General features: G+C 59.1%; 15 protein-coding genes. 2 read left to right on the top strand and 13 right to left on the bottom strand.

Annotation, left to right across the window (positions count from 1 at the left end; all coding sequences use genetic code 11):
* Together QRN70_RS13325 and QRN70_RS13320 are read left to right on the top strand one after the other, a co-directional pair.
* Positions 1–1620, top strand: coding sequence for a DUF2300 domain-containing protein (locus tag QRN70_RS13325; RefSeq protein ID WP_285418457.1), 1620 nt, complete (start codon positions 1–3; stop codon positions 1618–1620).
* Positions 1621–1623: 3 nt separating this feature from the next.
* Entirely contained in the window at positions 1624–2436 is an 813-nt protein-coding gene (locus QRN70_RS13320; RefSeq protein WP_285418455.1) for a YfaP family protein, read from the top strand.
* 23 nt (positions 2437–2459) lie between these two features.
* Here QRN70_RS13320 and QRN70_RS13315 read toward each other — a convergent pair whose 3' ends face one another.
* The 13 genes from QRN70_RS13315 to QRN70_RS13255 all read right to left on the bottom strand — a co-directional run bounded on the left by QRN70_RS13315 (position 2460) and on the right by QRN70_RS13255 (position 13825).
* On the bottom strand, positions 2460–2894 hold the full coding sequence (locus QRN70_RS13315) for a hypothetical protein (protein ID WP_027612917.1): 435 nt from the start codon (positions 2892–2894) through the stop codon (positions 2460–2462).
* Positions 2895–2909: 15 nt separating this feature from the next.
* Entirely contained in the window at positions 2910–3470 is a 561-nt protein-coding gene (locus tag QRN70_RS13310; RefSeq protein ID WP_285418453.1) for a hypothetical protein, read from the bottom strand.
* A gap of 173 nt (positions 3471–3643) precedes the next feature.
* The gene (darG, locus tag QRN70_RS13305; protein ID WP_285418451.1) at positions 3644–4729 is read right to left on the bottom strand and encodes a type II toxin-antitoxin system antitoxin DNA ADP-ribosyl glycohydrolase DarG; all 1086 of its coding nucleotides are present in this window, start codon (positions 4727–4729) and stop codon (positions 3644–3646) included.
* Positions 4726–5370: a type II toxin-antitoxin system toxin DNA ADP-ribosyl transferase DarT gene (gene darT, locus QRN70_RS13300; protein WP_285418449.1), complete on the bottom strand. Its 645-nt coding sequence runs from the start codon at positions 5368–5370 to the stop codon at positions 4726–4728. Before darT ends, darG begins: the two co-directional genes overlap by 4 nt.
* Positions 5367–5948, bottom strand: coding sequence for a DarT ssDNA thymidine ADP-ribosyltransferase family protein (locus tag QRN70_RS13295; RefSeq protein ID WP_285418447.1), 582 nt, complete (start codon positions 5946–5948; stop codon positions 5367–5369). The genes darT and QRN70_RS13295 overlap by 4 nt, the downstream gene beginning before the upstream one ends.
* A 172-nt stretch (positions 5949–6120) precedes the next feature.
* Positions 6121–7041, bottom strand: coding sequence for a restriction endonuclease (locus QRN70_RS13290; protein ID WP_285418445.1), 921 nt, complete (start codon positions 7039–7041; stop codon positions 6121–6123).
* Between the two features lie 622 nt (positions 7042–7663).
* Positions 7664–8410: a S24 family peptidase gene (locus tag QRN70_RS13285; protein ID WP_285418443.1), complete on the bottom strand. Its 747-nt coding sequence runs from the start codon at positions 8408–8410 to the stop codon at positions 7664–7666.
* A 218-nt stretch (positions 8411–8628) separates the two neighbouring features.
* Complete coding sequence (gene ppa / locus QRN70_RS13280) at positions 8629–9156, bottom strand: inorganic diphosphatase (RefSeq protein WP_007933577.1); 528 nt, start codon at positions 9154–9156, stop codon at positions 8629–8631.
* Between the two features lie 113 nt (positions 9157–9269).
* Positions 9270–10082 (bottom strand): M90 family metallopeptidase, encoded by an 813-nt coding sequence (locus QRN70_RS13275; protein WP_285418440.1) that lies wholly within the window; start codon positions 10080–10082, stop codon positions 9270–9272.
* A gap of 4 nt (positions 10083–10086) precedes the next feature.
* Positions 10087–10743, bottom strand: a complete 657-nt coding sequence (locus QRN70_RS13270) for a DedA family protein (protein ID WP_285418439.1) — start codon at positions 10741–10743, stop codon at positions 10087–10089.
* Between the two features lie 281 nt (positions 10744–11024).
* Complete coding sequence (locus tag QRN70_RS13265; RefSeq protein WP_285418437.1) at positions 11025–11486, bottom strand: GNAT family N-acetyltransferase; 462 nt, start codon at positions 11484–11486, stop codon at positions 11025–11027.
* 114 nt (positions 11487–11600) lie between these two features.
* Positions 11601–12425, bottom strand: coding sequence for an ethanolamine ammonia-lyase subunit EutC (eutC, locus tag QRN70_RS13260; RefSeq protein ID WP_285418435.1), 825 nt, complete (start codon positions 12423–12425; stop codon positions 11601–11603).
* Between the two features lie 5 nt (positions 12426–12430).
* Entirely contained in the window at positions 12431–13825 is a 1395-nt protein-coding gene (locus QRN70_RS13255; RefSeq protein WP_285418433.1) for an ethanolamine ammonia-lyase subunit EutB, read from the bottom strand.
* Positions 13826–13853: the final 28 nt, after the last annotated feature.

The following is a 13853-nucleotide window of genomic DNA, read 5'->3' as shown; positions in this document are numbered from 1 at the left end:
ATGAGCCGGCCGCTGCTGTGGCTGCTGATGTGTGTGATTCCTGCGCTGGCGACGGCGCAGGATGAGCCGCTGCGGCTGGCGTACAAGGGCGAATTGTTGTCGTTGAATCACACGCAATTGATCGCCCGCGAGCCCTTGCCGCCGACGCTGGATACGCCGCTGGGCAGCCTGTGGAAATTGTTCGTCTACGCGTGGCTGGTGGATAGCGGTGCGCGCGAGCCGGCGTATGAGTGTCGCGGGCAATCGAAAGAAGAGGTGTATTGCTGCGCGGCGGGTGGTCGCATCGAGCGCGACCAGGCCTTGGTGAAATCCTGCGGGTTGTACTTCGAGCCTGCGCGCCTGGGCATTGCCGCGGCTGATTGGCGTAGCTATTGGCAGGCGCGGCAGGCGCCGTCGTGGTTGCTGGACTTGCCTTCCGTGCAACCGGCGACACGGGTGTCGGTGCCTGAGTTATTGCGCGTCCTGGCGTTGCTGCCGGCGCAGGAGCAGATGCGCCGGGTTTTGCTCGACGTCGTGCTGAATGCGGCGGACGGCAATGTCGTCGGCGAGCTGGGCGGGCGCCTGCGGGTAAAAACCTGGAGCTGGCTCGGCGACCAGGACCGGCATTCGCGGCAGGGCGGTTTTGCCGGGTGGACGGTGGATGGCACGCCGATCTGGGCCGGTGGGCGCGGCACCAGTCAGATGGTCCTGCGCCATTACGGCCAGGCACTGGCGAGCGCGTTGCCAACGGCATGGCCGGCAGAGGCGGGGCGTTGTGTCGAGGTCGGCCTGTTCTCGCGCTATCCGCTCAGCCGCGTGCTGACGGGGCAGCAGGTTGTCGGCTCCGGCCCGTTGCAGGGCGATTATCGCGTCGAATTTGCCAACGGCAATGCGCTGGATATCCACAGCGACGGCGAGCTGTTTCTGCTCAACGACAAGCTTGTAGCTCGACTGGATCGTGAAGAGTACGTCGCCCGCGTGTTGCAGCGAGAAGTCAAACCCGAACCCGCCGAAGCTGCCAAAGCCCTCGCCGTGGCGATCCGCACGTATCTGCTGCAGAACGCCACGCGCAACGGCGAATGTTTGAGCATCGACGACAGCAGCACCCGCCAGCGCGTCGCCCCGCGCCCGGCTTCCGCCGAATCGCGCAACATCGCCGCGTGGACGGCAGATCTGGTTTTGGCTGGCAGCACCGTCACCTATCACTCCGATCAGCCCGGCCCGGACAGACTGGCCTGGCAGCAAGCCGTCGAGCAAGCCAACGCCGGCCAGCGCTACGACGCGATTCTGTTGCACGCGTATCCGCGCGCCAGCCTCAGCCGCTGGGACAACCCGGTGGCGTCCTGCGAAGCGTTGCCCGCCGCTCAGGACTGGCTGCAAAAGCAGCGTCGCGGCTGGCGTCCGACGCTGGAAAGCGAAACCGGCTACAACGAAGTCAGCACGTTCGCCGTGTGCAAACTGGCGTTCGGCCGACCGTTCGTCGACCGCGAGCGTCAGCGCATCTACGTGCGCGGCGTACTCAGCCTGCAGGATCGCCTCGACCTGACTCACGAATATCTGCACCTGGCCTTTGAGGCACACCCCAACGGCCAGGATGAAACCTACATCGAAGGGCTCGCCCGTCACCTCTTGCTGGAATAGACCATGACTTCTCGTTATCCACAGGTCTTGCTGCTGCTCTGCGCATTCGCCGCGATATCGCCGGCGATGGCCGCAGGTGGCGTCAAACTCGACACTCCGATCGGCGGCTGGCGCAACGGCGCACCGCAAGGCGAGGACGAAAACTTCAGCCAGACCGTCAACTATCCCGCGTCTTCGGTTAACACCCCGCCCGGCCAGGCCAACACCGCGCGCATCAGCGGCCAGATCAGCGCCACACCGAAGAACAACGAACCAGGTCGCCTGATCGTCAATGGCGTCAGCATGCCGCTGAAAATCGACGAAGCGGGCCGCTTCGACCGTCCGTTCTCGTTTCCCAACGGCAGCAACAGCGTCGAAGTGCGCAGCCCCGACGGCCAGCAACGCCACCGCACGCAGTTCCTCAACGCCCGCGGCGGCGCCACACCGGCCAAACTGCGCGTGCTGCTGGCCTGGGACAGCGACGGCACCGACCTCGACCTGCACCTGGTCACCCCCGACGGCGCGCACATCTGGTACGGCAACCGCATCGCTGCCAACGGCGCCGCCCTCGACGTCGACGTCACCACCGGCTACGGCCCGGAAATCTTCGCCATGCCGGCGCCGATCAAGGGCCAGTACCTGGTGTATGTGAACTACTACGGCGGCGGCTATCGCGCCGATGACGACGGTGGCGACGAGGCCGTGCAGCCACTGACCACCGCCCAGGTGACGGTGATTACTGAGGAAGGCACACCGAGCGAGAAGATGGAAACGTTCATGGTGCCGATGCGGGCGGTGGGTGAGCTGACGTTGGTCAAATCGTTCAGTTATCCCTGAGCAGGTAGCGGCTCAGGGTTGCACTAGAATCCCGGCGGAATATATCCGGGCACGAACGGTACGTTGATGCACTTGCCGTGAATGATCTTTCCGTCCTCGATTCTGAACAGCACGATCTTTTTCGCCTTGTTGACGGTGGCTTCGAGTTTGCAATCGGAACTGTGTCCGACCGTCTCGTAGTACTCGGTGTAAACCATCCCGTTGCCGGTGTGATTCATTGACGTACCGGCGGCTTCCGTGGTGGTCCAACTGGACGATTTATACCAGGTGAGCACAGCGAGATTCTCGCCATTGGCCCCGGTCTGTTTTTTCATCGAGTCGGGTTTGCCAAACAGATCGAGCGCTTCCTGCACATCGCGTCCTTCCCAACGCGACTGGGCTATCAAGTGGCAACCATTGATCAGCAAAACAGCGGGCGTTATCAGCAGCGCCAATAACGTTTTAGTCCATGGGTTCATCGTGATTCCCGCCGCTTACTTGTTGCCCAGGATCGAGTCGAGGTTGTCCATCATCTGGCCTTTCTCCTGAATCGGCGCCAGTTTGAAGAACATCTGCTGCAGACCCTGAATCATCTGCAAGTACTCCATCTTGCCCAGCGCGATCATGTCCTTTTTGGCCGGTGAGCAAACAAACTCGCTGGTGCGCTGCACCCAGAACTCCTTCGGCTGCTGCCATTGGTCGTTAACTTTGAGGTTACGCATCATGTAGGCGATGCGATCAACCGACTGGCCATTGAGCATTCGGACCTTGTTCGTCGAACACTGAACCTCGAGGTTGTAGGCATCGATCATCGGTTTGCCGGGTTCCTCGTAGACCAGCGTCACGGCGACCAACTTGGCTCCCTTGGTCTGCTTCGACGGCACGACTGAAGTGCTGTCGGCTACATACATGATGTTCTTGTTGGGAATGCCGTTGCCGTAAATGATCCACCAGTCACCAACGAGCTTCTGCTCCTCTGCCATGGCTGAAGTGGTAGCCGTCAGGAGTGCGGTCAGCAGAACAACGGATTGAGTGAATTTGAAAAACGAAGACATGGTGTTGCTCCATTCCTTGGCGCTTTTGTAATGCACAAAAACAGAATGGAAATTTAGTGGCGAGGTTGGGCGTAGGGCAATTAGGGCGGATGTGCTAATGGCTTATTGCGATGCGCGTTTCAGTCAGGGCACGGTAAGGGGGCAAGTACTTCTTGCCCCATTTCATAACGATGTCATGCCGCTATTTCCGGGCTGAAACTGCTGGATGTCAGACGAGTGATCGCGATTCCTAGTGCCTGATCATCGAATAACTTGTTTTTACGCACCGCAGCTTTGGATCCACCGTTCCAGTTCTTCAGTGCGTTACGTACCGCAGGAACGGTTGGAGCAATCTTTTCCCGGATCAGCAACCAATCAACGGTCGCCAGCAACTCCATGCCGAAGGGTGACTCAAAACCATCGATCAATTCAGCCGTTCGCTCTAACGCTTGGGAGTATTCCTTGGCTTCGGTCTTGAGGTAGGTCTGCAAAAACGTTTTGCGATTCTGATCAAACCAAATGACATCGGTAATTCCAGCATCACTGATGCGCTTGTCGCAATGTAGATAGCTGCCATCCAGATTGTTGAGCAGATGCTCCAATCGATTGGCATACGGGCCGAATTTATGAGCGGCAAATTTGAGGTTTAGCGGATTCTCAGTACCTGGAATTTTCTCGATTGCACGCTCGAGAAACCAAGCCAGTTTCTGAATTTCGAGCAGGCTGCACTCCATGCCTAGAACCCAATAACGCCGGACCAGTTCAGCAATCAATGCGCGTGCCGGAGTGAGTTGCTCAACGCCATCGCGCTTAGCGACATTCAGATACTGATTGGAGGGTTCGAACACTAATACATCGACATCTAGGTCACCCAGCACTTCTACAATTTGCTCGCGCACTTCAGGCCACTTCAAACCACCGTTACCAGCGCCCAGCGGAGGAACAGCTACCGATTTCACGTCGTTTTCAAGCAAAAAACGCCGTAGATCATGTAGACCTTCGGTTATCCACGCCATTTGCGATGGATTCCGCCAGTGACGCTTGGTGGGAAAATTCACAATCCAGCGCGGTCCATCGAGTTCGTTGGTGGCGGTCACGTGCATTTTGCCGGTTTCTACTTCCCCGGCCTTACACGCCGCTGCATACACGCGGTAATTTTGTGCAAAGCGCTCTTTGAACATCAACGCGATGCCCTTACCCATCACGCCCACGGTATTGACCGTGTTGACGAGGGCCTCGGTTTTGGCTTCAAGCAGATTGCCTTGGGTGAATCTGATCATTGGAAATACCATTTGGGGCGCGCATGGACGGGCAACTTCAGGCCTCTAGCTGCGACGTCTGCTTCTATGCGTACTTTCATTGCATCGGTGTGGCACATGATGCCGAGTAGTCCCGTAATCGGTAAGTGATGGTGGATCAGTGCCTCAGCCTGATAACGCTCCATTTTACGAGGGTCGTCAGGATCGCGCTTGAAGTCGCGCCGCTGAAGGATAGACCAATCGATCTGATCAAGATTCTCCAGGTCGCTGTAGTAGTTTGTCCAACTCGGGTAGGCATGTGCGTTTGTGAAGACAAACGGTAGGCCGAGCTCTTCAACGCGATACAGGCTCGAGACCAGAATCACGATCTCGTCGTTGCTGCGTTGCTGAACACTCCAGCCAGAGTGAATGTTCTGCATCATCACCGAGAAGGGCGTGAAATAGAAAGGCACATAGTCGGCCAGCACGCCTTGGGGGGGGATAGGCACCTGACGAGAGCGGCGCTTGTCGATCAAGTCGACGTTGCCGATGTTTACGTATTGAGGCGCCTGTACGTCGGAGTTTGCGCAATGCAGACCGTTGTCCAGAATCCAGGGCAGGTTATCGCGATGGACGATACGCCAAATCAGAGCTTTCTCTGGATTCAGGTTGGTGTAGATCATTGATAGAACATTCTCTGGTTCACGCCCGTGAGCACCTTAACACCGGCCGCTTGCATCTTTGCCAGGCAAAGCGCATCGACATTTTCGTTTGGCGTGAAGATTTTAAAGAAATCATCGGTCTTAACTCCCCCAGGAGCGAGGCACTCCGCCATGCAGATGCTCTTGCAATTGGGGTCGTGGTATTCGCGACAGCTCATGATGTCCCACTCGATCGCCTCAAATCCCTGCTCATAATCGAGTAGCTGGATAGAGTCGCCTGCCAAGGGGTGGCGGGGGACGATTTTCCACCCGTTCTGCTTTGCCGTTGACCTGTAAACCGAGATCAGTACGAACTGCGCGTCCGGCATGCGGCGTTGCACGGCTCCCTCAAATGGGTTTCCAGCAAACCAATGGAAAGGAACGTAGTCGTCGAGTTGCTGGAGTTGGCGTTTTTTCAGGATTTCAGGATCGGCTACATCTGTGAATCCGGAAAGTGTCGCCCGAGGTTTAAGACCGTCCTTGAAAATGCCATCCAGGTTTTCAACCGAAGTGAGATGGTAGAGAAGCTTCTGTTCCTTAATGTTTCTGACGTCCGACATAGTGGTCTCCTTGACCAACACATCAACCTAAACTGAATTCAGTCCCGGCCTCGCCCCGTGCTGATGTAACCCTCGATCCGTGGGGGTTGGTAGAACAGACTCTGTGATTTTAGTGTGCCATTTTTTTTAACCACAAGCCCAATATGGGAATCGACTAGTGGGGTCAATAGCACTACTCCTCATCAAAATAATCGCGATCAAGCGTCGGCAACCGCAACAAACGGGATGTCACGCCCACCTCATGATCCATCATCAGGTGCACCAGTCGCGTCCCGTCTACCAACACAATACCGTCTACCGATTTGGCGAAGTCGACGGCGTGCGCTGTAAAGCCAGAGGTGGTGATGAAAACGCCGCGCTTGGCTTTTTGCCCTGCGAGCGCTCCGTAGAACGCCTGCAGTTCAGGCCGACCAACTGTGTTCTGCCAGCGCTTGGCCTGAACGTAAACCTTCTCCAGCCCCAATTTATCGAGCGAGATAATGCCGTCGATACCGGCATCCCCGGAACCGCCAACGCGTTGCAGATCGTTGCGACTGGCGCCGTAACCTAGGCGATGAAGCACATCCAACACAATCACTTCGAAACGGTTGGGGCTGACTTGCAGCAAGTTGTCCAAAAGGTCGGCCGCCGTGGCATCGCGCAATTCTTTTAGCGCTCGCTCCAGTCTGTCGTCAGGGCTTTCGGTGGCGGAGGCCGGATCTGGTTCCACATTTGGTTGGTCATCCAGTGGCTCGGCATCAGGCGCGACTTTCAGTTTCACATTCATGTAGCCGATTGCTAGATGCTCCACATCCTTGGCCGAAAGTGGAAACGCATGTTCCTTGGCGTACTGCACTCCTGCATCAGTCAACTTCCAATAACCACGTTTGGCACTGCTCGAAAGTCCAGCACGCTTAAGACGGTCGTGTGCCCAACCAGATCGGTTTTTATAGGTAGCCTGACCACTGGCGATCAGTTCTTCACGCTGTGTTTCTGTTAATTGCAGAGTTTTGGCTGCCGCTTCATGGGCATCCCGAGCGATCGCACCCTCGGGTCTTGTGGCGAGAAATCGCAAAATCGGTTCGATGAACTGATCGTAGGTTGGAACGGACATGGGCGCATCCCTGTGCTGATGGGCGTTTTTGAACGGATCGGCGGGCGAGTATAAGTTAACGCTCGCATGAGGATGCCATCGACGTCCATGTTGGTGCCGCGAAAGCGTAAGCTGCTATGTATCGGCTGACTCATATGTAAAACGGCTGACGGAAGGACTGTGTGCAACACAACATCCCTGCATATTAAGTTCTGCGTCTGGCGTGCGGGGAGCTTCACGCAGTCACTATCAACCGCCACTTTTTAGCGCCTGCTAAGTGGGGGAGCGTTAGCTATGGAGTGGCTAAGGACATTTTTTAACAGGCATTAAAAAGCCGGCTTGTGGCCGGCTTCTCGGGGACGGGCTTGGTTTATTTTTGGTAAACCGCGCCAGCCTTCAAAACGTACACCCGGATCTTGCGTCCGGCTGTGGGACTTGGTCAGACAGTGTTCTGCCGCGTCAGGCGTCATCCGGGCCGCAGTGCGGTGGATGCGCGAATGTGCGGCGCAGGATACTGATTTTTTCCGCGGATTCCCAGTCTGGAGTGCGGAATAGAGCGATCTATCCGCTAAAAGTCCGCCCGTTGTGCTGACCGTTCGCGCCCCGGCGCGGGCGGGCCGGTCTGCCCAGGGTGCTGTGTGGTTCAGAGAAACGGCAGCACCGGCCGGCGCTTGTTCAGCGTTGACCACCAGAACACCCAGCCCAAAACATGAATGCGTTGCTCATCGATCTGCGCGGCGCGGAAGATTTCGTCCGGGTATTCCGCGCTGTTGTGGCTGCGCAGACGCAGGGCATTGCCGGGCATGCGGTGCAGGTATTTGATGCGCAGCATGCCGTCGTGTTCGATGGCGTAGATTTCGCCGTCGACCACCTGGGTCAGGCCGCGGTCGATGGCCAGGGTGGAACCGTCCTCGATCTTCTCGGCCATGCTGTTGCCGATCATGTGTGTGCAGATGGCGTCGGTGTGGCGGATTTCCAAGGCGTCGAGGTGCGCGCGGGGCAGGCGGATGGACTGGTCCGGGTCCTGGATGACATGGGTTTTGCCGCAGCCGCTGGCAATCGGCGCTTCCTTGTAGAACGGCAGTTCGATGTCGCTGGATGCGGGAACGGTATAGACGCCGCGGATGGACTGGGCGTCGAAGGTGTCGCCGCCCGGATCGCTGGCGAGCAGGCGGGGTGAGTCCTTCTGGCCTTCGCCGGTTTTCAGCCATTCGCTGTTGACCGAGAGCAGGCGTGCGACTTCTTCCATGCGGTAGGCCGGGACACCCCGGGTGTACCAGTTATGAATATTTTGGGCTTCCGTGCCCCAGAACTTCGCGAAACCGGTGGTGGTGATGTTCGCTGCTTCCAGGAGTGCCTTGAATCGTGGACCGCTAGTGTTCTTTCTCATAAACACGAGTCTAAGCGCGGGCCAGAGCGGTTTGAATAAACCGGGCGTTCAAAACTCGGGCTAAATTTGCGACGGGATGTAAGGCTTTCCTGTGGGAAATTAAACAAAGCAAAACACTTGTGCCTGTTATTTAAACGGATTGTTTAAAGCGGCGCGGCAGACATAAAAAAACCCCGGATCAACCGGGGTTTCTTCAAGCGTTCGGCAGGTCGTGTCGCTTAGCCCTTGTAGGCAGCGACCGACTTGGTGATCGCAGCGCGAGCGGCGTCAGCGCCGTCCCAGCCTTCGATCTTGACCCATTTGCCTTTTTCGAGATCTTTGTAGTTCGCGAAGAAGTGCTCGATCTGCTGGATCAGCAGCGCTGGCAGGTCGGTGTATTCCTTGACGTCGACGTACAGCTGGGACAGCTTGTCGTGCGGCACGGCGATGACTTTGGCATCGCCGCCGCCGTCGTCGGTCATGTTCAGGATGCCGACCGGACGCGCGCGGATCACCGAGCCTGGTGCAACCGGGTAAGGGGTCACGACCAGCACGTCGAGGGGATCACCGTCGTCAGCCAGGGTGTTCGGGATGTAACCGTAGTTGGCCGGGTAGAACATTGGGGTGGCCATGAAACGGTCAACGAACAGGCAATCGCTGTCTTTGTCGATTTCGTATTTGATCGGCGCGTGGTTGGCCGGGATCTCGATCGCGACGTAGATGTCGTTCGGCAGGTCTTTGCCAGCCGGAATCTTGCTGTAGCTCATTGGGCGTTGCCCCCGTTAGTTGACCAAAGACACTTGGCCGGATTGACCAAAAAGTGGCGGCGATTATAGGCATATTCCACCTGCGATGCCATGCACCGAAGGTCGTCCAGACCTTAGTCGTGTGCCTGATAGACCGGGTCGCTGGCCTGAAGTTGCTTGAGTCGCACCAATGGATCCTGGCGATAGAACAAGGCGAGTTGCGCGTACACCTGTGGATAACTCTGCTGCAGCAGATCCGGCGCGCTGAAGAAGTATTCGCTGGTCACCGCGAAGAACTCGGCGGGGTTTTCCGCCGCGTAGGGATCGATGGCGGTTTCGGCGTCAGGATCGCGGTCGAGCTGGCGGTTGAGGTCGTCGTAGGCCGCTTGCATGATCGTCGCCCAGTCGCTGACACGCATGTCAGCGTGCAGCGGGGGCAGGCCATTGGCGTCGCCGTTGAGCATGTCGAGCTTGTGCGCCAGTTCGTGGATCACCAGGTTGTAGCCTTCCCAGCCACCACTGGCCATCACTCCCGGCCAGGCGAGAATCACCGGCCCCTGTTGCCAGGCCTCGCCGCTGTGCTCGCCGTCCCACTCGTGCTCGACGCCGCTGGCATCGCGATGCCGCTGCGGACTGAGGAAGTCGTCGGGGTAGAGGATGATTTCGTGGAAACCCTGATACCAGTTCAGATCGCCGAGGTGCAGCAGCGGCAATTGTGCCTGGGCGGCGAGCAGCAGGCGTTGTTCCTGATGCAGCTCGACGCCGGGCAGGGCGGTCAGGTGTTTGTCTTCGAGGAACAGCACACAGGCTTCGCGCAACCACTGGTCTTCGGCCGCGCTGAGGCCATCGAGGAAACTCAGGTGATGGCGCACCCGTTGCCACAGGTCATCGGCAATCGGGTGCCTGGCCAGGATGCGCCGGCGTCGCCAGGCGCTCAGTGACCACATCGGTTCAGCGCGTTTCGGCTTTGGAACCGGCGCCGCCGAGACGGCTGCGGATCACGCCGATAATCATCGGTACCAGCGACAGCAGGATGATCCCGACCACCAGCAACGACAGGTTTTTCTTGATAAATGGCACGTTGCCGAAGAAGTAGCCCAGGGTGACCAGGCCGCCGACCCACAACACCGTCCCGAACACGCTGAACCCGAAGAAACGCGGGTAGGGCATCTTCGCCACACCGGCGACGAACGGCGCGAAGGTACGGATGATGGGCAGGAAGCGCGCCAGGGTCACGGTTTTGCCGCCGTGCTTGTCGTAGAAATCGTGGGTCTGTTGCAGGTAATCGCGACGGAAGATTTTCGAGTTCGGGTTGCTGAAGAGTTTTTCCCCCGCCGTTCGTCCGATCACGTAATTGGTGCTGTCGCCAAGGATCGCCGCGAGCATCAGCAGCCCTGCCAGCAGCACCGGATCCATACCACCGCCAGCCGCCACGGCACCTGCGATGAACAGCAGCGAGTCGCCCGGCAGGAACGGCATCACCACCAGCCCGGTTTCGCAGAAGATCACCAGAAACAGGATGGCGTAGATCCACGGCCCGTAGTTGGTTACCAGCAAGTCGAGGTAAACGTCGAGATGCAGGATTAGGTCGAGCGGGTTGAAATCCATGGGGGCACCTGTGGTGATGGCCCGACTCGGCAGGCCTGTGCGGATGACGTCGTGTAAGCCTACAGCGGGGTGTAGTTTTTCTTACAAGTCGGAAAGCTCGGGATTATACGGTCTGAGAGGTGAAAAGCGCGTTGGTTTTGTAGCGGGGGATGTCGGGGTGTGAACAAATGTCAGGCAGGCGTTCGGCTTGATGAAAGACCGGAAGATTGTCCGAACGCGGCCCGAGTCTCGGCAGCGCCTGCATTTGCGCAGGCACTGCCGGCGGCTGCGAGCTGCTGGGGTCAGAGCTCGTCGCTGATCGGCAGCACGTAGTTCTTGAACTCGGTGTCTTCCTTGAAGCCGATGGACTCGTAGGTTTTCTGGGCCACCTCATTGTTGCTGCTGGTGGACACACGCATGCGCACGGCCTGGGTTTCCTTGGCCATTTTCTTCGCGGTGCGGATCAGGTGGTCGGCGACCAGTTGGCGGCGAGCGTCTTCGGCGACGTAAATGTCGTTGAGAATCCACACGCGCTTGAGCGACAGCGAGGAGAAGCTCGGATAGAGCTGGCAGAAACCCATGAGTTTCTTGTCGTCGTCATCGGCCAGGGCCAGGTAGATCACCGATTCCTTGCGTCGCAGGCGTTTTTCCAGAAAGGCGCGGGACGAATCGGGATAAGGCAGGGAACCGTAGAACTCGCGATATTTGACGAACAACGGGGTCAACAAATCCAGGTGTTCGAGGGTCGCTTGAATAATCCGCATGATAGGTCTCGTCTTCAAGTGGCTGTCTTCAACTGCTCTGACGGCGATGGGAAACCCTGCGGCCGTGCGTCGATCCTGCCTCAAACCGGCGCTCAAAGGCAATGCGGAAACGGTTCAGGCAGGGGGCGGATCGAGCAGGAAATTGCCTTTCATATCGGCGCCGTCCGCCGACTCCAGCGTCTGCACCTGCGCCTCGTCCTTCAGATTGACCCCCGACAGCTGGCGTCGACAGGCTTCGCGCATCAGATACAGCAAGCGATGGGCCGCCATGCCGTAGCTCAGGCCCTCGAGCCGGACGTTGGAGATGCAGTTGCGGAAGGCATCGGTCAGCCCGACCTTGGGATTGTAGGTGAAATATAAACCGAGGCTGTCCGGGGAACTGAGGCCCGGACGCTCGCCAATCAGCATCACGACCATTTTTGCACCCAGCAACTGACCGATCTCGTCACCGATAGCAACTCGACCCTGTTCCACCAGCACCACCGGGGCAAGCGACCAGCCGTCGGCGCTCATCTGCTCCTCCAGGCGGGTCAGAAACGGCAGGGTATGCCGATGCACCGCCAGCGCCGACAGACCGTCAGCCACCACAATCGCCAGGTCGACCCCGCCGGGGTGCGCCGCAGCGTAGTCACGCAGGGTCTGCGCCGAGGCGTCGCTGAGCTTGCGACCCAGATCCGGGCGTTGCAGATAGCTGTTGCGATCGGTCGCCGCGCTATGCAGCAACAAAGTCTCGCGCCCGCGTTCGCTCAATTGCGCGCTGAGCCCGGCATGGTCGAACGGCAGATGCACCGCATCTCGCGCCTGCGCGTGAGCGAACTGGAAATCCAGCTGGGCGCTGGTTGGCAGACTGGTGCCGGTACGGCCGAGGGCGATCCGCGCCGGGGTCAGGCGGCGCAGCTGCAGCCATGGGTTCTGTGGATCGACAGGGGGTTTTTCCATGCGACTCATCCCAGTTGCGCCAGGGCCTGGCGGAAGGCCGGCGGCAGGTTGTTGCCGAAGCGGATCTTGCCGTCCGCCTGGGTGAAGATGCCCATGTTCGCCAGCCATTGCTCGAATTCCGGCGCCGGTTTCAGGCCCAGGGTCTGGCGCGCGTAGAGCGCGTCGTGGAACGAGGTGGTCTGGTAATTGAGCATGATGTCGTCGGAACCGGGGATGCCCATGATGAAGTTGATCCCGGCGACCCCGAGCAGGGTCAGCAGGGTGTCCATGTCGTCCTGGTCGGCTTCGGCGTGGTTGGTGTAACAGATGTCGCAGCCCATCGGCACGCCGAGCAGCTTGCCGCAGAAGTGGTCCTCGAGGCCGGCGCGGATGATCTGTTTGCCGTTGTAGAGGTACTCCGGACCGATGAAGCCGACGACGGTGTTCACCAGAAACGGCTTGAAATGCCGCGCCACGGCATAGGCCCGGGTCTCGCAGGTCTGCTGGTCGACGCCGTGGTGGGCGTTGGCCGACAGCGCGCTGCCCTGACCGGTCTCGAAATACATCAGGTTCTGCCCAAGGGTGCCGCGGTTGAGGCTCAGGCCGGCGTCGTAGCCTTCCTGGAGAATGTTCAGGTTGATGCCGAAACTGGCGTTCGCCGCTTCGGTGCCGGCAATCGATTGGAACACCAGGTCCAGCGGCACGCCACGGTTGATCGCTTCGATCGACGTGGTGACGTGGGTCAGCACGCAGGCCTGGGTCGGGATGTCGTAGCGCTGGATGATCGCGTCGAGCATTTCCAGCATTGCGCAGATCGAGGCGATGCTGTCGGTGGCCGGGTTGATGCCGATCATCGCGTCGCCGTTGCCGTACAGAAGGCCGTCGAGAATGCTCGCGGCGATACCCGCCGGTTCGTCGGTGGGGTGGTTCGGCTGCAGGCGGGTCGACAGGCGTCCGCGCAGGCCGAGGGTGCCGCGAAATTTCGTCACCACACGGATTTTCTGCGCCACCAGCACCAGGTCCTGCACGCGCATGATCTTCGACACGGCAGCGACCATTTCCGGGGTCAGGCCAGGGGCGAGGGCGCGCAGGCTGGTTTCATCGGCGGCGTCGCTGAGCAGCCAGTCGCGGAAACCGCCGACGGTCAGGTGGCTGACCACGGCGAAGGCCTGTTGGTCATGGCTATCGATGATCAGCCGGGTGACTTCATCGGCTTCGTAGGGGATCAGCGCTTCCTGCAGGAAATGCGTGAGCGGGATGTCGGCCAGCGCCATCTGCGCGGCGACGCGTTCGCCGTCGTTGAGCGCGGCGACCCCGGCCAGAAAGTCCCCGGAGCGCGCCGGGCTGGCCTTGGCCATGACCTCCTTGAGGCTGTCGAAACGGTAGGTCTGGGCGCCGACGGAATGGGCAAATGCGGCCATGGGGCGGTGTTCTCCAGTCATTTACTGC

The sequence above is a fragment of the Pseudomonas sp. efr-133-TYG-5 genome, assembly GCF_030209175.1.
Lineage (GTDB): Bacteria > Pseudomonadota > Gammaproteobacteria > Pseudomonadales > Pseudomonadaceae > Aquipseudomonas.
The sequence above is the reverse complement of the archived record's forward strand: the minus strand, read 5'-3'. Positions and strand labels throughout refer to the sequence as shown.

What these genes read in the sequence shown, in the direction of transcription:
- QRN70_RS13325 (WP_285418457.1), top strand. Translation starts at nt 1, where the DNA reads ATGAGCCGGCCGCTGCTGTGGCTGCTGATGTGTGTGATTCCTGCGCTG.
- QRN70_RS13320 (WP_285418455.1), top strand. Translation starts at nt 1,624, where the DNA reads ATGACTTCTCGTTATCCACAGGTCTTGCTGCTGCTCTGCGCATTCGCC.
- QRN70_RS13315 (WP_027612917.1), bottom strand. Translation starts at nt 2,894, where the DNA reads ATGAACCCATGGACTAAAACGTTATTGGCGCTGCTGATAACGCCCGCT.
- QRN70_RS13310 (WP_285418453.1), bottom strand. Translation starts at nt 3,470, where the DNA reads ATGTCTTCGTTTTTCAAATTCACTCAATCCGTTGTTCTGCTGACCGCA.
- darG (WP_285418451.1), bottom strand. Translation starts at nt 4,729, where the DNA reads ATGATCAGATTCACCCAAGGCAATCTGCTTGAAGCCAAAACCGAGGCC.
- darT (WP_285418449.1), bottom strand. Translation starts at nt 5,370, where the DNA reads ATGATCTACACCAACCTGAATCCAGAGAAAGCTCTGATTTGGCGTATC.
- QRN70_RS13295 (WP_285418447.1), bottom strand. Translation starts at nt 5,948, where the DNA reads ATGTCGGACGTCAGAAACATTAAGGAACAGAAGCTTCTCTACCATCTC.
- QRN70_RS13290 (WP_285418445.1), bottom strand. Translation starts at nt 7,041, where the DNA reads ATGTCCGTTCCAACCTACGATCAGTTCATCGAACCGATTTTGCGATTT.
- QRN70_RS13285 (WP_285418443.1), bottom strand. Translation starts at nt 8,410, where the DNA reads ATGAGAAAGAACACTAGCGGTCCACGATTCAAGGCACTCCTGGAAGCA.
- ppa (WP_007933577.1), bottom strand. Translation starts at nt 9,156, where the DNA reads ATGAGCTACAGCAAGATTCCGGCTGGCAAAGACCTGCCGAACGACATC.
- QRN70_RS13275 (WP_285418440.1), bottom strand. Translation starts at nt 10,082, where the DNA reads ATGTGGTCACTGAGCGCCTGGCGACGCCGGCGCATCCTGGCCAGGCAC.
- QRN70_RS13270 (WP_285418439.1), bottom strand. Translation starts at nt 10,743, where the DNA reads ATGGATTTCAACCCGCTCGACCTAATCCTGCATCTCGACGTTTACCTC.
- QRN70_RS13265 (WP_285418437.1), bottom strand. Translation starts at nt 11,486, where the DNA reads ATGCGGATTATTCAAGCGACCCTCGAACACCTGGATTTGTTGACCCCG.
- eutC (WP_285418435.1), bottom strand. Translation starts at nt 12,425, where the DNA reads ATGGAAAAACCCCCTGTCGATCCACAGAACCCATGGCTGCAGCTGCGC.
- QRN70_RS13255 (WP_285418433.1), bottom strand. Translation starts at nt 13,825, where the DNA reads ATGGCCGCATTTGCCCATTCCGTCGGCGCCCAGACCTACCGTTTCGAC.